The organism is Dysgonomonas sp. (assembly GCF_035323175.1).
GTDB lineage: Bacteria > Bacteroidota > Bacteroidia > Bacteroidales > Dysgonomonadaceae > Dysgonomonas.
In genome coordinates this window covers 38,084-57,155 of the sequence record NZ_DAOKYH010000020.1, presented here as the reverse complement: position 1 = coordinate 57,155, position 19,072 = coordinate 38,084, and the positions used below count along the sequence as shown (strand labels likewise).

General features: G+C 37.7%; 19 protein-coding genes. 2 read left to right on the top strand and 17 right to left on the bottom strand.

Features of this window, described 5'->3' with window-relative positions; translation table 11 throughout:
* Nucleotides 1-493: 493 nt before the first annotated feature.
* The 14 genes from PKC55_RS16020 to PKC55_RS15955 form a co-directional block, all read right to left on the bottom strand.
* On the bottom strand, nt 494-973 hold the full coding sequence (locus PKC55_RS16020) for a YkgJ family cysteine cluster protein (RefSeq protein WP_291126269.1): 480 nt from the start codon (nt 971-973) through the stop codon (nt 494-496).
* Complete coding sequence (locus PKC55_RS16015) at nt 960-2,024, bottom strand: asparaginase (RefSeq protein WP_135106888.1); 1,065 nt, start codon at nt 2,022-2,024, stop codon at nt 960-962. The genes PKC55_RS16020 and PKC55_RS16015 overlap by 14 nt, the downstream gene beginning before the upstream one ends.
* A gap of 43 nt (nt 2,025-2,067) precedes the next feature.
* A complete protein-coding gene (locus PKC55_RS16010) occupies nt 2,068-2,721 on the bottom strand; it encodes a TatD family hydrolase (RefSeq protein WP_291126271.1) in 654 nt (217 codons plus the stop codon).
* Nucleotides 2,722-2,795: 74 nt separating this feature from the next.
* The gene (gene folE / locus PKC55_RS16005) at nt 2,796-3,359 is read right to left on the bottom strand and encodes a GTP cyclohydrolase I FolE (protein WP_135106884.1); all 564 of its coding nucleotides are present in this window, start codon (nt 3,357-3,359) and stop codon (nt 2,796-2,798) included.
* A gap of 15 nt (nt 3,360-3,374) precedes the next feature.
* The gene (locus PKC55_RS16000; protein WP_291126273.1) at nt 3,375-3,881 is read right to left on the bottom strand and encodes an SPOR domain-containing protein; all 507 of its coding nucleotides are present in this window, start codon (nt 3,879-3,881) and stop codon (nt 3,375-3,377) included.
* Nucleotides 3,882-3,960: 79 nt separating this feature from the next.
* On the bottom strand, nt 3,961-4,707 hold the full coding sequence (tpiA, locus tag PKC55_RS15995; RefSeq protein WP_283685760.1) for a triose-phosphate isomerase: 747 nt from the start codon (nt 4,705-4,707) through the stop codon (nt 3,961-3,963).
* Between the two features lie 32 nt (nt 4,708-4,739).
* Entirely contained in the window at nt 4,740-6,083 is a 1,344-nt protein-coding gene (locus PKC55_RS15990; protein ID WP_291126277.1) for a BT_3928 family protein, read from the bottom strand.
* Nucleotides 6,084-6,091: 8 nt separating this feature from the next.
* On the bottom strand, nt 6,092-6,640 hold the full coding sequence (locus tag PKC55_RS15985) for a DUF1599 domain-containing protein (RefSeq protein WP_135106877.1): 549 nt from the start codon (nt 6,638-6,640) through the stop codon (nt 6,092-6,094).
* Between the two features lie 313 nt (nt 6,641-6,953).
* Nucleotides 6,954-8,753 (bottom strand): translational GTPase TypA, encoded by a 1,800-nt coding sequence (gene typA / locus PKC55_RS15980; RefSeq protein WP_291126279.1) that lies wholly within the window; start codon nt 8,751-8,753, stop codon nt 6,954-6,956.
* 96 nt (nt 8,754-8,849) lie between these two features.
* Nucleotides 8,850-9,635, bottom strand: coding sequence for an acyl-ACP--UDP-N-acetylglucosamine O-acyltransferase (gene lpxA / locus PKC55_RS15975; protein ID WP_324373574.1), 786 nt, complete (start codon nt 9,633-9,635; stop codon nt 8,850-8,852).
* A 10-nt stretch (nt 9,636-9,645) separates the two neighbouring features.
* Nucleotides 9,646-11,031, bottom strand: a complete 1,386-nt coding sequence (locus tag PKC55_RS15970; RefSeq protein WP_135106873.1) for a bifunctional UDP-3-O-[3-hydroxymyristoyl] N-acetylglucosamine deacetylase/3-hydroxyacyl-ACP dehydratase — start codon at nt 11,029-11,031, stop codon at nt 9,646-9,648.
* Between the two features lie 14 nt (nt 11,032-11,045).
* Nucleotides 11,046-12,086, bottom strand: a complete 1,041-nt coding sequence (gene lpxD / locus PKC55_RS15965; RefSeq protein ID WP_185146751.1) for a UDP-3-O-(3-hydroxymyristoyl)glucosamine N-acyltransferase — start codon at nt 12,084-12,086, stop codon at nt 11,046-11,048.
* 123 nt (nt 12,087-12,209) lie between these two features.
* The gene (locus tag PKC55_RS15960) at nt 12,210-12,680 is read right to left on the bottom strand and encodes a DUF4251 domain-containing protein (protein ID WP_291126281.1); all 471 of its coding nucleotides are present in this window, start codon (nt 12,678-12,680) and stop codon (nt 12,210-12,212) included.
* Nucleotides 12,681-12,775: 95 nt separating this feature from the next.
* Nucleotides 12,776-14,599 (bottom strand): LTA synthase family protein, encoded by a 1,824-nt coding sequence (locus PKC55_RS15955; protein WP_291126283.1) that lies wholly within the window; start codon nt 14,597-14,599, stop codon nt 12,776-12,778.
* Between the two features lie 133 nt (nt 14,600-14,732).
* Here PKC55_RS15955 and PKC55_RS15950 point away from each other — a divergent pair, with 133 nt between their 5' ends.
* A complete protein-coding gene (locus PKC55_RS15950; protein WP_135106866.1) occupies nt 14,733-15,365 on the top strand; it encodes an ExbD/TolR family protein in 633 nt (210 codons plus the stop codon).
* Between the two features lie 217 nt (nt 15,366-15,582).
* Entirely contained in the window at nt 15,583-16,398 is an 816-nt protein-coding gene (locus tag PKC55_RS15945; protein ID WP_291126285.1) for a hypothetical protein, read from the top strand.
* A 1-nt stretch (nt 16,399) separates the two neighbouring features.
* Here PKC55_RS15945 and PKC55_RS15940 read toward each other — a convergent pair whose 3' ends face one another.
* The 3 genes from PKC55_RS15940 to PKC55_RS15930 form a co-directional block, all read right to left on the bottom strand.
* Nucleotides 16,400-17,890: a glycosyltransferase family 39 protein gene (locus tag PKC55_RS15940; protein WP_291126287.1), complete on the bottom strand. Its 1,491-nt coding sequence runs from the start codon at nt 17,888-17,890 to the stop codon at nt 16,400-16,402.
* Between the two features lie 7 nt (nt 17,891-17,897).
* Nucleotides 17,898-18,461, bottom strand: coding sequence for a gliding motility lipoprotein GldD (gldD, locus tag PKC55_RS15935; RefSeq protein ID WP_283685751.1), 564 nt, complete (start codon nt 18,459-18,461; stop codon nt 17,898-17,900).
* A gap of 129 nt (nt 18,462-18,590) precedes the next feature.
* A complete protein-coding gene (locus PKC55_RS15930; protein ID WP_135106858.1) occupies nt 18,591-19,055 on the bottom strand; it encodes a single-stranded DNA-binding protein in 465 nt (154 codons plus the stop codon).
* Nucleotides 19,056-19,072: the final 17 nt, after the last annotated feature.

Below are 19,072 nucleotides of genomic sequence, written 5' to 3'. Positions count from 1 at the left end.
TATCGCTAGCGTTCATCCTGAGCCAGGATCAAACTCTTCTTTGTATATTCTTTTTTTTAAGTCTTTTGTGATCCTGTCCTTATCGATTCACTTATTAAGTAAATTGACGGTATAATATTTTCTAGCACCGAAGTGCTACTGTACTACACTCATATGTTGTCAAAATTTCAAAGATCGTTATCTGTGCGCTTTTCCCTTTTTCACCGTCCGAGTTCCTAGCTCTAAATCTTGTCTGTTGCCAAAACTCGCTCTCGAAAACCCGCCGGCTCTATCGGTAAAGCGGGTGCAAAAGTAATAACCTTTTCCTTACACTCCAAATCTTTTACCAATTAATTTTAAAATATTTTTCGGCAGAACTACAAAAATAATACCTATATCCCTTATATGCAAACTGTTGTTAAACATATTTTTTTTCAAACCTTTTTTGAAAATTAGAGGGAAAATGAAGAAGGGACGCGGAAAAGGAGCGATTGATTAAATTTAGAAAAGCACATCACTTGTCCATTAATTTACAAAGAACCTCGTATGCAATTGGACAAGTACTCGTATTTTTAACAGTTAATTTATAAATCTGCTCAAAGTTTTTCCGATCCGTATGAGGATATTCTCGGCAAGCTTTCGGTCGAGATTCGTATATCGAACAATAATTATCGTCCATAAGAAAAGGACAAGGCATAGATTTGAATACATAATCGCCATCTTCATCTATCCGCAAATAAGAAGAAACAACTTCCGATGGTTTTATGCGAAGCGCTTTTGCCATCCGCTCAATATCCTTATCGTAGATAGCCGGCCCTAAACTCCGGCAACAATTGGCACATGTCAGGCAGTCAATTTTCTCGGAGACCTCATCGTGCAATTGCTGCACAATGGTATCCATTTTGCCTAGACGCTTTTTATTCTTTTTATAATATTGAAGAAACAGAGGTTTCGCTTTCTCAGCTAATACCTGTAAATTTTCATATTGTTTCATTGTCTCTGTCTTCGGGTCTTGTAATTTCTCCTATTAGAGGCACACGCATTCGTATCTTTATATCTTCTTTATCGTACTTATGCCCGATAAGAAACATCAGCTTAGCTAAAGCGGCTTCGAATGTAGCGTCAAATCCACTGATAACACCTGCACGCAAAAGTTCACGCCCGGTCTCGTAACGCTGCATATTTACAAGTCCGATTTCACATTGAGATATATTGACTATAATAACCCCCCGCTTCACCGTTTCGCGGATAAGATCAAGAAACCAAGGTGACAGAGGAGCATTTCCCGAACCGTAGGTCTCAAGAATTACAGCTCTTATATTCTTCAATGTCAAGATTGCCTCTACGGTTTGTTTATCAATTCCCGGAAACAACTTTAATGAAGCGATCCTATTATCTAATCGATAATGGAAGATCGTTTTCTTCTCATAGTCGGGTGTATGAATAGCCTTTCTCTCGTACCTTATCTGAATACCAGATTTTCCTAAATTAGGATAATTATATGACTTGAATGCATTAAAATTATCTGCATTCACTTTGGTACTCCTATTCCCTCGAAGCAAATCGTTCTGAAAGAAAACACATACTTCGGGAACAATTGGGTAGCCTAACTGATTCTTATCGGCAGCGATCTCCAGGGCGGTAATCAAATTCTCCTTTGCATCTGTTCTCAATTTACCGATAGGCAGCTGAGCTCCGGTAAGGACTACAGGCTTATGCAAGTTCTCGAGCATAAAGCTGAGAGCCGAGGCCGTATATGCCATCGTGTCGGTACCATGCAGCACAACAAATCCATCGTAATTGTCATAATTATCTTCGATGATATGCACCATCTTTTTCCAATGTTCGGGTGTAATCTCCGAAGAATCTATAACAGGATCGAAAACAATATGATCTACATGAAACTTGAAACGCTGAAGTTCAGGTATATGATTGTTCAGATGAGCAAAGTCGAAGGGCTCTAAAGAACCCGTAGCAGGATTTTCGACCATCCCGATTGTACCTCCTGTATAAATTAGTAATATGTGAGCATTAACATCAATCATAGTTTACCTGAAAAGAATTAATAACCTAATATACTTTTGTCAATTATTTAAATACTCGACCTACATTATCGGCCACTAAAATAGCAAAATGATTTTTATCTACATCTATTTCACTTGAAATATTTTCATACACCTTACAAATAGACAAATCAGATTCATCTGTTTCGCAAAAAATATCAGTCAACGGAATCTCTTTAAGCGAATCTGCATTAAACCTTTCCCCTATCGAAAATTTAAAGCCAACTCGACTCAATTGCTGTGTTTGTTGGGGATTACCTCTATAACCATGAATAATCCAAGGGATGTTACTTCCTTCGTATTCCTTATACAACCGGATTAGCTCGTCCCAGGCTTTTACGCAATGTATAATAAGAGGTTTATTTACATCCATAGCCAATTCGATCTGTTTGCGAAACACATCTGTCTGCACAGACATTTCGGCTCCCCTTAGTTTGTCTAGGCCCGCTTCACCGATGGCTACGACATTGGGCTCGACAATAATTTCTTCTAAAATGCGGAGTTGCGAATCAGAATCTTCGGCATTCCAAGGATGCACCCCACAAGAAAACCAACAATCAGGATGCTGATTTCTTTTCTCATAAAAATCTTCCGGATAGGTATTCAGAATAGACTTCACCTCATACCCTTCGCATGAAGCGTTATCTACTTTATGTGTATGAATATTATATAAATACATAGTCCGAAACGAAAAAACGAGATTATCTTCTGTGCAGAAAAAATCTCGTTATTTTTTATATTGTTATAACATCTCTATCTTATAAGATTAATAAATTCTTCCCGAGTTTTAGCCTGATTAAATACTCCTGTAAAGTCGGAGGTGGTAGTCGTCGAATTCTGTTTCTCCACCCCTCGCATCTGCATACACATATGCTGAGCTTCTATCACGACCATTACCCCCAAAGGATTAAGAGTTTGCTGTATACATTCCTTTATCTGTAAGGTCATACGCTCTTGCACCTGCAAACGACGTGCAAACACATCGACCACACGGGCAATCTTACTCAATCCCGTTATATATCCGTTAGGGATATATGCGACATGAGCTTTACCCCAAAATGGGAGCATATGATGCTCGCACAGGGAATAAAAATCTATATCTTTTACAATTACCATTTGACGGTAATCTTCTTTAAACAAAGCCTTATTTAAAATAGCTTCGGGGCTTTCACTGTAGCCCTTTGTCAAAAATCGCATAGCCTTGGCAACTCTGTGAGGTGTCATTAACAGACCTTCGCGCTCCGGATCTTCACCTAACAAAGAAATTATATTCTTATAGTGCTCCTCCAGGAGGTTCATTTTGTTTTCTTCTTGCATTATGAAGATTATATATTATCGTTTAACGACCTCCGACACGACGGTCATCTCTCGTCCGAATGAAGGGAATGTTTTGCGCATATCATGCATCATTTGCTCAGCTTCTTCTTTTGTACGGAAGTTTCCTACCCGTAGACGCCAAAATGGAGACTGAAATGAAACCGAAGTTCTCAGCTCGGGATAAGCATTCCTTATCTGTGCCTGCTTCGATTCAGCTTCTCTTTTGGATTGTTGCTGATTATTTCCCATAAAAACTTGAATTTTATACTCTCTCACTCTGGTTCCGGGAGCTACATTCGCATTCGAAGATGTAGACGGCTCAGGTTCTCCGAGAGAGTCTATAGGCTCGGCACTCCGAACCGCTATTTTACCCTGCAACACATCATCTTGCATCACTTTTACATCCCCTTGCCCCCATTTAGATGAGTTCAATTCATCAATGATTGTTTTCTGACTGTTTTGTGCAATCGCAGAAGCCGAAAACAATCCTAATAAAAAGAAAATATAAAAACTTTTTTTCATATGTGTGTTATTTAAAAATGTTGCGGATATTCGGTCAGGGTTCATCCGCAACATTATATATAAACTTTAGTCGATCTTCTTAGAATCCTTCAATTACAGGAATAAATTTCTCAACATCGAGAGAAGCTCCACCTATAAGTCCGCCGTCGATATCAGGACATGAGAAAAGTTCTTTTGCATTTCCTCCGTTTGCGCTACCACCATATAGGATTGAAGTGTTATCTGCAACTTCTTTACCATATTTGTCAGCGATTGTCTGACGGATGAAAGCGTGCATTTCCTGAGCCTGAGCAGATGTAGCAGTAAGACCTGTACCAATAGCCCAAACCGGTTCGTAAGCAATAACTATTTTAGAGAAGTCTTCGGCAGAAAGATTAAACAATGCATCTACTGTTTGTCTTTTTACAACATCGAAATGTACATTTGTTTCTCTTTCTTCTTTTGTTTCACCGATGCAGAAAATTGGGCTTAATCCGTTAGCTAAAGCCAATAGCACTTTCTCTTTCAAGATAGCATCTGTTTCTCCGTAGTATGTACGACGCTCAGAGTGTCCGAGGATTACATATTTTGCGCCTGTAGAAGCTACCATTGCAGCTGATACTTCGCCTGTATATGCGCCTGAAACTTTATCAGCACAGTTTTGAGCAGCAACACCCAATTTAGTAGATGAAGCTACGCTTGCCAAATGAATGAATGGAGTACCTACAATTACTTCACATTTTAATGTTTTCCCGGCTAATGCAGCTTCTAATTCTTTAGCAAATGCAACACCTTCTTGTAGATTCTTGTTCATTTTCCAGTTTCCTGCAACAATATTCTTTCTCATGATTTTAATATTTGTTTTTATTGATTAATATATTATTCTTTAATTTCTTCTTCATTTTCTTCTTCTGTAATAGCTTCTTTCTTCATCTTTCTGAAAAACAGGAAATCCAATCCTTTCAGAAACAACAATGGTAAAAAGAATGCAACACACACAGCGATCAAGTTCTTTTTGTCTTCGGCCTTCGTATCTATCATCTGTCCATAAGGCAAATCAGTCAAAGGTTTTGTAAGATACTCTTCTGCAGGAACATCTATATCCGCCCATTTGTTGACCACAATACCTTCTTTTAACAGAATAAGCCCGGGATTGGAACGAATTACAGTTTTTAGCATACGTCCGTCAGCTGTACAGAAATCAAAATTTATCGTATTCTCTTTTGACCATTTCATTATCTCATCTGTAGGCGATGCGGTCACACAAAAGAAATGATAATTATGATCTTTTGCATAGTTTTCTATATCCTCGAATCTGCTGAAATAAGAATCACTCATGTTTATTAGCGAAGGGGTTATCATCAAGAAAACATAATTTGAATCCGACAAAACTTCTTGCGTAATATCTAATTGTGTTTCAACCTCTGTCCTATCGGAGTTAAATACGAGTTTATTTATAGAAAAATCATTAATAAGAGGCTTTTCTCCTTCTTGTATAACATGATTGTCCATTCGCACAAAAACCCATGTACTATCTTCCCAAGGATAATTATCTTCAGTAAATTCTTTTTCTACTCCGTCCTTCGCATAAACGAGCACAGTCTTTTCTTCTCTACCTTTTCCACTCTCTACACTCATCAATTTAGGAAGATTTGCTCCTATTTTATAAGGTCGAAAGTCGAACAAGGGGTCGTATAAATAATTGCGGAATGTGAAAAGACCAATAAAAATAAAGATATACAAGAATGCCAGCCAGTATGTTTTACCTGTAAACCAATTACTGATACGCTCACAATATAGGAATACTATAACAGAACATATAAGCAGTACTATATTTTTATAGAATGTCTGCCAATTGGTAATTATCAAAGCATCGCCAAAGCATCCGCAATCTTCTACCGGATCTGTTATAGCCAGATACAAAGTAAGCCCCGTCATAAAGACCATAACCAGCAACATCAGTCGTGAATTCCACTTACGATACAAGCCGAAAAGCATACATGCCCCCATTGCAAATTCCACAACACTTTGCAGAACAGAACCTGTCATAGACAAAAAAGAAAGCGAAGTAAGATTGAATGCAGCAAAGTAATCTTCGATTTTATAAGCCGTACCAAAAGGGTCGACAGCCTTTACAAAGCCGGAGAAAATAAAGGTAACACCCAGTATAATTCTGGATATTTCTACTAAAATCTTTATAATTACATCCTTCTTTTTGCCCATTTATTTAATTATCCCTCTTCAGGAAATTCTAACTTTATCAAACCAAAGAGAGAATAGTTTACCATATCCATATAGTTGGCATCTACTCCTTCCGAAACAATAGTCTTGCCTTTGTTTTCTTCTATCTGCTTTGTCCGATATATCTTTGTAAGAATAAGATCTGTATATGAACTAATCCGCATAGAGCGCCATGCCTCATCATAATCATGATTTTTGGCATACATCAATTCTTTGGTTTCGGTCATATGTTTATCATACAATGCGAGAGCCTGCTCTTCGGTAATATCTATACTATCCGAAAAACCCAATTCCAATTGCATCAAGCCAATGATACCATAATTCACGATTCCGATAAACTCGGGAACAATACCTTCATCAATAAGGCTCACACCCTTTTCTTCGATACTTCTTATACGTTTTGCTTTTATCAGTATCTGGTCAGTAACCGATTGTGGGCGGAGTATGCGCCATGAAGCACCATAATCTTTCAACTTTTTGGCAAAAAGAGTACGGCATATTGCTATTACATGTTCAAATTGCTGTTTGGTATCGGCCATGTGGATATCTCTATTTTTAAGGAAGCAAAGGTATGAAAAATTGTTTAATCATAAGATTCAGAAGTTGTCAATAATAAGTTGTCTTCACTTTTTATAAGTTTTAATGCACTAAAGCTTCTATGATAACAAGCTGTAAAAACCCTTTTTTAGTGAAAAGGTGACAAAAGTGACACCTTTTACGCCCTTTTTCACTGTCACTTTTCACCCTCCAGCTTAAAACAAGAACCCTTCTTTATAAGATAATTCTAGTATAAAAAACGAAAAGGGGCTATCAGAATAATCTGATAACCCCCAATCTATTATGAACATTTTATCACTTTTTTGCCATTCGCTTACGATCATTTTCGTCCAGATAGATTTTACGTAAACGTATCGCATGCGGCGTTACCTCTACGTACTCATCCCCTTTTATATATTCCAAGGCATCCTCGAGACTGAAAATAACAGGAGGAGCAAGCTTCACCTTATCATCTGTCCCCGAAGCACGCACATTGGTCAACTTCTTCGATTTTGTAAGATTTACAACCAGATCTCCTTCTTTGCTATGTTCTCCCACAATTTGCCCCATATAGATATCTATCTGAGGCTCAAGGAAGAATTTACCCCTATCTTGCAGTTTATCAATAGCATATGCATACGCATTACCGGATTCGCTAGCGATAATAGATCCATTCATGCGTTTTTCGATATCCCCCTTCCATGGTTGGAATTCTAAGAACCGGTGTGCAACAACAGCTTCTCCCGCCGAGAGCGTAAGTGCTGCATTGTTTAACCCGATAATACCACGTGAAGGAATATTGAATTCGAGATAGATACGATCTTTCTTGTTACCCATCATCGTCAATTCTCCACGACGACGTGTCACAAGGTCTATAATTTTACTTGAATATTCTTCCGGCAAATTGATAGTCAATTGCTCTACCGGTTCATATTTTTGTCCGTCAATATCTTTTATGATAACTTTTGGCTGACCAACTTGCAGCTCATACCCTTCGCGACGCATAGTCTCGATAAGGATTGACAAGTGCAGAATACCTCGTCCATAAACAATCCACGAATCGGAGTTGTCCGTTGTTTCAACACGTAGTGCCAAGTTGCGGTCGAGCTCCCTCATCAAGCGGTCGTGAATATGCCTTGATGTCACAAATTTACCATCTTTCCCAAAGAAAGGAGAATCATTGATGGTAAACAACATCGACATAGTAGGTTCATCTATATCGATTGTCGGTAACGCTTCCGGATTTTCCAGGTCGGCAATCGAGTCGCCAATTTCAAAACCTTCGATTCCTATCAGGGCACAAATATCCCCACACTGAACTTTCGGAACTTTTATACGTCCCAGTCCTTCGAATATATTTATTTCTTTTATTCTCGTTTTTACAAAACTTCCATCACGCTTGCACAAAGAGACATCCATATTCTCTCTGAGTTCTCCACGATGTACACGCCCGATAGCAATACGTCCTACATATTTAGAATAGTCTAATGATGTAATCAACATTTGCGGTGTTCCTTCCAAATATTCGGGAGCCGGAATATATTTTACAATAGCATCCAGCAATGGAGTTATATCTTCTGTTGGTTTGCTCCAGTCATCCGACATCCAAGCTTGTTTCGCAGATCCATAGATGGTAGGGAAATCCAACTGTTCCTCGGATGCGTCGAGGCTGAACATCAAGTCGAAAACCATCTCGTGCACTTCATCAGGACGACAGTTGGGTTTATCCACTTTATTAATAACCACAATTGGCTTCAATCCCATCTGAATAGCTTTCTGCAACACAAAACGGGTTTGAGGCATCGGGCCTTCAAATGCATCGACCAACAGCAAACAACCATCAGCCATATTCAATACACGTTCAACCTCGCCACCAAAGTCAGCGTGTCCGGGTGTATCTATTATATTGATTTTAGTTCCTTTATAATTAATCGAAACATTTTTGGAAAGGATGGTAATCCCTCGCTCACGCTCCAAATCATTATTGTCAAGTATTAATTCGCCTGTAGATTGATTGTCTCTGAACAATTGTCCGGCAAGAAGCATCTTATCAACAAGAGTAGTCTTACCATGATCGACGTGTGCGATAATCGCAATATTTCTAATATTTTGCATATATATAAATTGAGGGTGCAAAGGTACAATATTTTTATAAAAAAATAATCCATTTAGAACATCTAAATGGATCACAATTTATTCTTTTTACAATACTTACCCCAAATAACCTCTGACAATGCCTCGTGGCGAACTTTTAACAAAATCAACAATCAGTCTCATCTCTGGTGTTTCTTCAAATTCACTCTCAATCTTATTGATTGCATCAGAAAAATTGAATCCCGACTGATAGATTACACGGTATATTTCTTGTATTTCATTTATCTTTTCATTGCTATAAGCATGTCTACGCAATCCGACAAGATTTACTCCGGAAAAGCAAACCGGTTCGCGTCCTGCAATAATATACGGAGGAATATCTTTACCTAAGCGGGTTCCACCCTGTATCATTGCATGTGCTCCGATACGAGTAAATTGATGTACAAGTGTTCCGCCACTCAATATTGCATGGTGCTCTACCTCTACTTCTCCTGCCAACTGAGTAGCATTCCCTAGTATGATATTATCATTCAGCACACAGTCATGCGCGACATGGCTATATGCCATCAGCAAGCAATTATTACCTACTTTAGTATATCCTTTCGAAGCTGTACCTCTGTTTATGGTAACACACTCTCTTATTGTAGTATTATCTCCTACTATTGCAAGGCTTTCCTCTCCTCTGAATTTCAAATCCTGAGGGATTCCACCTACTACAGCTCCGGGAAATATGCGGCAGTTACTTCCTACTCGGGCTCCATTTCTTACATTAGCACCCGACATAACGATAGTACCATCGCCAACTTCTGTATTTTTGTCAATAAAGGCAAAAGGTTCAATTGTCACATTTTCACCCAATTTAGCTTCCGGGTGCACATAAGCCTGATTCGATATGTTTGACATAATACTTTAATTATTTATTTTTTACAATTTGCGCGGTAAACTCAGCTTCAGAAACCAGCCTGTCACCAATAAAAGTAAACCCTTTCATGTTGGCAATTCCACGACGAATCTCAGACATCATATTCAGTCTGAAAATCAGCGTATCTCCCGGCACTACTTTGGTTCTGAATTTTACGTTATCTATTTTCAGAAAGTAGGTCGAATATCTTTCCGGCTCATCAATCTGAGAAAGAACCAACAATCCTCCCACCTGTGCCATTGCTTCTACCTGCAATACTCCCGGCATAACCGGTTCTTGAGGAAAGTGGCCTTGAAAGTAAGGTTCGTTTGTTGTAATATTTTTTATACCTACAATATGTTTTTGCCCTACCTCAATCACTTTATCGACCATCAAAAACGGATACCTGTGAGGCAACAGCTCCTTAATTCTGTTTATATCAAACACTGCCGGTTTATTAGGCTCATATACAGGCGGCTGAACTTCATTCAGTTTAATCTGTTTGCGAACTAAACGTGCCAGCTTATTATTGATCTTATGTCCCGGACGGGTAGCAATAATTCTACCTCTGATAGGTTTCCCTATCAATGCCATATCTCCTATTATATCCAATAGTTTGTGGCGAGCAGGCTCATTCGGGTACATTATTTGCTTATTATTCAGATATCCAAGCTCTGTAGCATCTTTATATGGTACACCAAGCAAATCAGCTAAACTGTCAAGGTCTTGCTGAGATATCTGACGCTCATAGATAACGATTGCATTATCAAGGTCTCCACCTTTTATCAATCCGGCTTCAAGCAACTTTTGTATTTCACGTACAAAAACAAAAGTTCTCGCGTTGGCTATTTCTTTAGGAAAATCAGCAAGATTTTCGAGAGTAGCCGATTGATTCGGAATATATTTGGATTCGAACTCAATAAACGAATTGATGCAAAAACGATCATCAGGCAATAGAGTTAGTTTAGACCCGGTTTCCTCGTCCACGACTTCCATCTTGCTGCGAACAACAAAATAGTCTCTTTCCTCTGTTTGCTCTTCGGTTCCTACTGCAAATATTCCCTGTACATATTGTATCGAACTCCCATCCAATATCGGAAACTCAGGAGCATTCACTTCAATAAGACAGTTATCTATCTTAAGAGCATACAAAGCAGCCATAGCATGTTCTATAGTACTCACCTGCACATTATCCTTTATAAGAACAGTACCACGCTGCGTATTTCCTACATTTTCGGCAACTGCATCAATTATAGGCTGACCTTCCAGGTCTACTCTTTTTATTTTATATCCGTGATTGTCCGGGGCAGGATTAAATGTTATGGTTATAGGTAATCCTGTATGCAGCCCTTTTCCTTGCAATGTAAAACTGCCTTTCAGAGTGTGCTGTTTGCTCATTTTTTTAAAATATATTATTCATGTTTATTTGCTTTCAATGCATCAATTTCCTTTTGCAACTGTGCTAACTGCCTGTACATTTCAGGCAATTTAGGAAATATGATACTTGATCTGAAGAAATCTTTCACTGGTACTGCCGGGGACCCAAGTATTTTTGCGTCGGGTTCAATATTGCTTATTATACCAGACTGAGCACCTATATTCGCATTATCACCAATGGTAATATGTCCGCCCAATCCGACCTGTCCGCCAAACATACAGTGTTTGCCGACTTTAGTAGAGCCGGATATACCGACCTGAGCCGCCATTACTGTATTTTCTCCGACTTCAACATTATGTGCAATCTGAATCAAGTTGTCTAACTTAACCCCTTTATGTATAACAGTCGCATCCATCACGGCGCGATCAATTGTTGTATTTGCTCCTATTTCCACATCATCCTCAATGCGTACAATACCCATCTGAGGAATCTTTTTATATATCTCACCTTCGGGTGCAAAACCAAAGCCATCGCTTCCGATAACCGCACCACTGTGTATGATACAATTATTACCGATAATACATCCTTGATATATTTTCACTCCGGGATAGATAATTGTATTATCCCCGATTGTAACATTGTCTCCAATATAAGATTGTGGATATATCTTCGAATTATTGCCCACTACTGCACCTTCTGCAATATATGAGAATGCTCCCACATATACATTTTCGCCGAGCTTAGCAGTATCTGCAACAAAAGACATTGCTTCTATTCCTTTCTTCTGAGGTTTCATTTTCTCTACCATATCCAATAATATGGCAAGAGCTGCATAGGCATTGAAACAACGCACCAGCGTTGCCTTTATCGGACGTTCTGCTACAAAATCATTATTCACCAATACGATACTGGCGTCTGTTGTATATATGTAATGGGTATATTTGGGATTTGCTAAAAATGTCAATGTCCCGGGTTTACCGTCTTCTATACGTGAAAAATTATTCACTTCAACTGAAGAATCCCCTTCAATAGTTCCATTTAAGACTGTAGCAATCTGCTTTGCAGTGAAGGATATTTGCATAAAAATAGACTAATAAATATTTGGCACCCCTTATTAAGGGTGCGAAATAACTAATAATTTTCCAAATATATTACTTTTATGCTAAAAAAACGGCTGATCAAAGCGAAATATTATTAATTATTCTATCTTTCCGTAAAAAGAGATTGGTTGTCTATTATTTTCATTCACTACTAAGGTAGCATATCCGGTGTCTCCGATAGAAAGGCTGAGAGAGTATTTGCGTGGAGTATCTTTTGTGGTTATAGAAACATCCCACATCCCTTTTTTATTCTTTGTAACAGAATATTCAAAATCTTTACTTGTAAATTTTATTCCTCCATCTGTTGGAGAAATGGGAGCAGTATATGCTCTACCGAAATATGGCAAATAAGAATTTATAGTATCCTTTGATACTTTAAGTGAATAAGAATAATCCAGACTTATTGATTTCCCACTCATCGGTAAAGCCGTTTGAGGGACAAAAGTATAATTTGCTGATTCTATTTTTTCTGTCAGCCTAGTAATAACCTCCTGCTTTGTCAGGCTGTCTCCCGCTTTACAACTAAATCCTAGAATAACGATAGCGGTCAGTACAAGTATTGTTCTCATGTTAAAGCCCTCCATTTTATTTTATAATAAATAACGCTTGGACATAAAACATTGTTTAAACATTTCAGTATAAACAAACTAAAAAATAATAAATCTTATCTATTGCCCAAATCAAGATACATCATCTGAAAGAATGATTTGGCTTTTTTCTCTAAATCAGTCACAACGCCTTTATGATGAATAATGCTTTGCTTATCATTATCGTAAGTTACCATTCCCGTAGAGTCTGTCATGCTAAAGCCATTAACATAAGAATAGAATGCAAATTTATTACCTTCGGGGCTTAGGATATTTTTACTGAACTTAAAGTCATCATGTTTTAAGTTTAACTGAGACAGCAAAGTTGCAGCTATGTCATTTTGCGAAGCATAAGATGAAACTGTTACCGGCTGTTTTATAGCGCCTCCTATCCATATAAGAGGAATACGAAAACGCTCCGGATCACTATTGCTCAAACCTTTGGGATACGACTGCATTGCATGATCGGCAACGAAGAGAATCAAGGTGTTATCCCACTGTTTTGTTTTTTTCAATTGTTCTACAAAATTGCCCAGACACTCATCGGTATAATGTACTGCATCAAGAAACGGTTCTTTGAATCCAGCTCGGGGCACATCGAATGGCTCATGGCTACTAAGAGTAAGCACAACTTTGACGTAAGGTTCACTTTGCTCTTTAGAGAGTAGATCTTCGTGCAGTCTGTTAATCAAAAACTTATCAGGAACACCCCATTTTGTAAGACGCTCGCTCAAAGGGAATTTCTTATCAGAGACAATATCTTTTATCCCGCATGCCCCCACAAAATAAGAACGCATATTAGCAAAATCAGCATCACCACCATAATAAAATGAGAGATTATTATACCCCGCATCTTTCAATGCTTTGGGGATAGTAGCTAACGTTCCTGTCTTTTGAGGATATTTCATTATAGCCACAGTAGGGTGTGCAGGATAACCGCTCAGAATAGAAACAAGTCCCCGGTCGGTACGGAAGCTGTTTGCATAAAAGTTTTTGAAAAACACGCCTTCCTTCGCATAGCGACTCATATTAGGTGCCACCACAGAGTCTAAAGCGACATTAGCAGAAAAACTCTCGAGAATAAACAATATGATATTAGGTCTATCTGTTTTCAATAAATTAGGAACACTATCACTTTTAGGCTGAAAGTTTAGTTGAGCAAACACCTTTTCAGCCTCTTTTTTATCATAAAATTGATATTGCGAAGCAAAATTATCAGACTTAAAGAACGACGACATCAGATTGAATTCGGGGTTGATAGCCGCATGATTAAAAAACATATTGTCGCTATAGTACACCTGACCAATATTCATAGTAGATACAGTAATTCCACCCCTGATAGGAAGAAAGAGTGCCGCCAACAGAATGACGAGCACAATACAAGATTTAGCGATACTTTTGGGAACCGTAAAATTAAGTACTTGTTTTCTTATAATATACATATATCCTAGGTAAGATACTACAAAATATATAGCCATACCCAGTATACCAAATACAAAGTCGAGAATAGAGGCACTTGCAAAAGTTTCTTTTGGTTTTTTTAGATAAAGAAAAACTGTAGAGTCGAAGTGAAATCCCCAATATGGATATACAACCAAGTCTACAACCGTAATTATTGCTATCAACAATAATATAATCCCAAAGTAAATATTGTATGTTCGCGCTATAATTTGAGGTTTAATCCAAATAGACGCAATAAGAATAAGAACAGGAAGTACTGTGAGGTATCCACTCATCGACAAATCGAGAGGCAAACCATTATATAGTATATCAAGCATATCTTTTGCCGAAACGCCCCCTCCTAAAGAGGCATGAATAAAAGCAAACAGAATTTTGCCGATAAGGAATAAAAGAACGAAATAGAAAAATACAGTCAAATAGAGGATTATTCTTTGCTTCATTTGGATCTAAAAGATTGGATGAGGCACAAAGATAATTTATCTAAAAAAAAAGTCATAGTAATTTATGGAAATTCAACATCTGTTATCTCTATTAAGTAAAAATAGATGTTTAACCTCTTAAAGAATAAATATTATGGCTAACATAGATACTACAGGTAAGAGCGAAACTAAAAAAGGCAGACCTGAACGCAAGATATTAAGAGTAGACTTTACTCCGATGGTAGACATGAATCTTTTACTGATTACATTCTTCATGTTTTGCACAACATTAAGCATTCCTCAAATAATGGATGTAGCTATGCCAACAGATAAGGGAGCGCAAGCTGTGCCCGACTCAAAATCTGTAACAGTGATTTTGGGAGAAAATGATAAGGTTTACTATTATGAAGGCTTAGCAAATTATGAAGATTATACATCATTGAAAGAAACAAACACTCTTGGTTTACGCAATATGTTGCTAACCCGAAACAATGCAAACATGTCTAAGATAAAAGAGTTGAGACAAAAACGTTATAAAAAGCAAATCACTGAAAAGGAATTTAAAGAGATGTCTAGCAATGTAAAAAAATCAAAGGACGGGCTTATTGTTTTGATAAAGCCAACAGAAAAATCCAATTATAAAAATCTGGTAGACGCTCTCGATGAAATGCAAATATGCGGAGTTGGGAAATACACAATTGTAGATCTTGAAGATGGCGATAAAGTACTGATGGAAAACCTGAAAACAAAAGGTAAATTAACCGCCATGGCCGACAGACCTGAATAATTCTTCCTTACACATATATATAATATCAGTATGGGGTTGCAGTAAATAGCTGCAACCTTTTTTTAGAAAATAGAGCTTAGAAAAAGACAAAAGTCCCTGCTAATATTTTTTCAAACTTATTGTTTGTGTTAATATCTTTTGTACCTTTATCTCAAAGAGAGCAGCCATTCTCTAATAGCCTTTTGATACCAATAATGAATACAAAAAATAGACTTAGATGAAATATTTGTTTTTTACATTATCTATTATTTTAATCTTCTCATCATGTAGTTCTACATTTTTCTACTCTACCCTAAATACGCCTAACGAGTATGTCGAAAAAGTAGATAATGGAGATTTTCTTTTAGAAACGGATAGTCTGTGGATTGCTTATTGTTTTAAGGGACAAGATGGTCCGGTACAAATTACAGTATTCAATAAATCTGACAAGCCATTATATGTAGACTGGGGCAAATCTGCACTTATCATAGATAATATAGCGACAACATATTCGGGAAAAGAAATTAATTACTCAGGAGATTGGGATAGTACTATCAACAGCAACTCATCCTCATGGGGCAGCTTTAGTGGAGCTGCATCGCTCCCTAAGAGTGTAAGTTTTGTTCCTCCACAAACTATGGTAAGTGAAATACCTTTGATCTTAAGCCCCAAATTTGATCATATAAATAAGAAAAGCTATAAGAATGCAACAATGGGAGGGCAAGGAGACGTCGCTTTAAAAATTAGAAGGAAAGACTTTGACCAAACCAATACTCCATTAGCTTTTAAAAGTTATTTGACCATTTATTCGCAACCCGATAAACCGATGGTTTTTGAGCAAGACTTCTATTTGTCGAGCCTGATAAGAACAGAAGCAAAACCATCTGAAATGTTTAATCAATTACTAGACCGTGGAGATCTATTCTATGTAGAAAAACCAGCCAATAATGATGCCTTGTATGCAACATTGGGAATTATAGGCGGAGCCGGACTAGTAGTGGTTGGTGTCATGTATGGCGAACCGGAGAAAACGACATACTATGATGACTATTAATCTATCTCAATTTTAGCTTATAAAGATAAGAATCAAGAGCCTGTATGCTATCTGAAAAAATATAACGTTCTGATAACTGATGTTGATATTTCCTAAAGTCTGCACTAATTTCTTTAGGCTCATGGTGCACCAATATAAAATCGCAAAGAGGTATAGAATCTATTTTTTGAAAAACAAAAGGGCTAAAATCATTATCAACTGCTGTTTTTAAGATACAGAAATAATGATCGGGAACAATCAATTGTAACCGTGGCATTACGGAGTAAGATGAATCAGCTGCGACAAGAATTTGCTTTTCTGCATCATAGGTAGTAAACAGACGAATCTTATGATATAAGGATTCTGTTTCATTGTAATATTTCACTCCTGAATATACACGAACCCCTCCTACAAAAATCAATAATACAAAAAACACATTCGTCAACCACCTGGAAATCGGATACTCGTATGCCTTGTCAAAAACAAAGGCCATACTTAAAATGAAAAGTCCGAAAGAGCATGTCATATAACGGCTAGCCAATATTGGCACATATAATATTGAAATCAGAGCCGCTATTAAAATAGGAAAAAGGAATACCAAAAAAGAAATGATCGCCAGATAAGTCTTTTCATCTCTGTTTTTAATCCCTGAGCGTAACACCTTAAGTGTTATTAGCAGTTGAATACCCATCACAATAATGAGCCCTATCATCATCTGTATTTTAGTAAAATCGGTAAATGGCCTCCAAACTTCTTTAGGAGAATAAAAATAATAGATGTGCAAGAACAGATCGTTTAATGTCAGCGGTTTTATCCAATACTCATTAGCTACATCCGAAAACTGCCATATCAGTTGTAAAAGCCAAGGAATATATAAAGCGGAGAATACTATTCCGCAGTATACCAAGCGTCTCCATTCCTTCTTTTTCTGTACTAAAAATACAAGCAGAAAAATATAAATGCCAACAACACTCAGCAGTCCATAGTTATGCAAATAAGCAGCACAAAGTCCGGTTATCAGAAACAGCCCCCAATTGCGGAAATGCCCCTTCAAGTATACTTTATAGCCACAAATAGCACAAGCCAATACAAAAAACATAGTCCATGAGTACATCCGGATATCTGTTGCCAAGTATTGCGTAACGGGGAACATGATGAGAAGGGAGATAAACATAAGTGCTACTCTGTCTCCAAACTGCTTTCTTATAGGAAAGTACCCCAGCAAGAATGTAGCAAATATGCCCAACACGGAAAAGAGCCTTAATGAAAAGATTGTGTCTCCGAAGATCGCACTGAATGCTTTGAGTCCCCAGTAATAGAGAGGTGGATGAACATCTTTTGCGGTAATTTTTACGATATCGGAGTATGACGATTTCACCATAAAAACGGAGTATGCATCATCATAAGGTATAGCCAAGTCGGCAAAGTCAAGGTAAGTAAAAAGGCTAATCCCTATCGCAAAAAGCAAGATATAAACAGAAGAAACTTTCCGGTTTTTATTTCTAATCCCCATTACCGTACTACCATTGCAGCGACTCCATGATGCGAACAATATCGTCACGCAAAAAAGCAACGACAGGAACGATTGAGTCTGATTTTACAGCATCGTTAAAATATAGCGCACCTCTCATAAATTTTGAAGAATTATTGGTCACGTAAAATTGGACAGGAGATGCAACAGAGCCTTTTATATCATATATCAAGCCTGATAAATGTTTTAGCGAATCAGAAAATTGAGTTTGTGATATGCTCTCCGCCCTCACCGCATGGCTATATGCCAATTGATGACTATCGTCAAGCATCTTAGGTAATTCTTTATTATTGGTTGGAATATAGGTACAATAAATTTTTGCTTTGTATGTCGGATAATAAATATTGAACCAAACCTCATTTTTTACTTCGGGATTCAAGTATTCTATTTTTGCGAGAGAGGAGTATAGAAAAGAGAAGCCGGAAGCTTGTAACCTAACAGTGTCAGCCGCCACCTTTTCTATACGAGCATATCCAATAGGCTTAGGGGTATATTCGCTACAGGAACTTAAAGTAAATGTAAAAACAAAAAAAAGAATACTTAATATTTTCATCGTAACAATACAAAGAACAGATTAATCAAACAGTGGTTACTATTTTACTTAATCTGTTCAGTTTTATATTTTATTCCATACTCTTCCTCTAAGGAAGCGTTATACATAACTTTCAGTATCTAATCTAAATCAGAATGGCAGGTCATCCTCCTCTCCCATCATCGGAGGGGCTTGATATCCTGTATTCTCTGTCGGTGTGTTATCCGAACCATACCCCGTAGGTGAACCATAGCCGGCAGGAGAGTCTCCGCCTTCACGTTTACGACTTCCCAATAGTTCAAGATTGTCTGCATATATCTCATTAACGTAACGCTTCACTCCATTGGCATCATCGTAAGTACGCGAACGAATTTTCCCTTCAACATATACCTGAGTCCCTTTTCTCACAAATTGCTCTGCGACTTTAGCCAAGCCACGCCAGCAGACAATATTATGCCACTCTGTACGGTCAGGTATTTGAGTTCCGTTTGCAGCTGTGTAGCCTCTTTCGGTAGTAGCCAACGTAAAGTTAGCAACAACGCTTCCGTTATCAAAATATTTTACATCGGGGTCTTTCCCTACATTTCCTACCAGTATTACTTTATTTATCGACATATCTTGAAATATTTTTT

Coding starts and splice junctions, on each gene's coding strand:
- PKC55_RS16020 (WP_291126269.1), bottom strand. CDS start 973: ATGAAACAATATGAAAATTTACAGGTATTAGCTGAGAAAGCGAAACCT.
- PKC55_RS16015 (WP_135106888.1), bottom strand. CDS start 2,024: ATGATTGATGTTAATGCTCACATATTACTAATTTATACAGGAGGTACA.
- PKC55_RS16010 (WP_291126271.1), bottom strand. CDS start 2,721: ATGTATTTATATAATATTCATACACATAAAGTAGATAACGCTTCATGC.
- folE (WP_135106884.1), bottom strand. CDS start 3,359: ATGCAAGAAGAAAACAAAATGAACCTCCTGGAGGAGCACTATAAGAAT.
- PKC55_RS16000 (WP_291126273.1), bottom strand. CDS start 3,881: ATGAAAAAAAGTTTTTATATTTTCTTTTTATTAGGATTGTTTTCGGCT.
- tpiA (WP_283685760.1), bottom strand. CDS start 4,707: ATGAGAAAGAATATTGTTGCAGGAAACTGGAAAATGAACAAGAATCTA.
- PKC55_RS15990 (WP_291126277.1), bottom strand. CDS start 6,083: ATGGGCAAAAAGAAGGATGTAATTATAAAGATTTTAGTAGAAATATCC.
- PKC55_RS15985 (WP_135106877.1), bottom strand. CDS start 6,640: ATGGCCGATACCAAACAGCAATTTGAACATGTAATAGCAATATGCCGT.
- typA (WP_291126279.1), bottom strand. CDS start 8,753: ATGCAAAATATTAGAAATATTGCGATTATCGCACACGTCGATCATGGT.
- lpxA (WP_324373574.1), bottom strand. CDS start 9,635: ATGTCAAACATATCGAATCAGGCTTATGTGCACCCGGAAGCTAAATTG.
- PKC55_RS15970 (WP_135106873.1), bottom strand. CDS start 11,031: ATGAGCAAACAGCACACTCTGAAAGGCAGTTTTACATTGCAAGGAAAA.
- PKC55_RS15960 (WP_291126281.1), bottom strand. CDS start 12,680: ATGAGAACAATACTTGTACTGACCGCTATCGTTATTCTAGGATTTAGT.
- PKC55_RS15955 (WP_291126283.1), bottom strand. CDS start 14,599: ATGAAGCAAAGAATAATCCTCTATTTGACTGTATTTTTCTATTTCGTT.
- PKC55_RS15950 (WP_135106866.1), top strand. CDS start 14,733: ATGGCTAACATAGATACTACAGGTAAGAGCGAAACTAAAAAAGGCAGA.
- PKC55_RS15945 (WP_291126285.1), top strand. CDS start 15,583: ATGAAATATTTGTTTTTTACATTATCTATTATTTTAATCTTCTCATCA.
- PKC55_RS15940 (WP_291126287.1), bottom strand. CDS start 17,890: ATGGGGATTAGAAATAAAAACCGGAAAGTTTCTTCTGTTTATATCTTG.
- gldD (WP_283685751.1), bottom strand. CDS start 18,461: ATGAAAATATTAAGTATTCTTTTTTTTGTTTTTACATTTACTTTAAGT.
- PKC55_RS15930 (WP_135106858.1), bottom strand. CDS start 19,055: ATGTCGATAAATAAAGTAATACTGGTAGGAAATGTAGGGAAAGACCCC.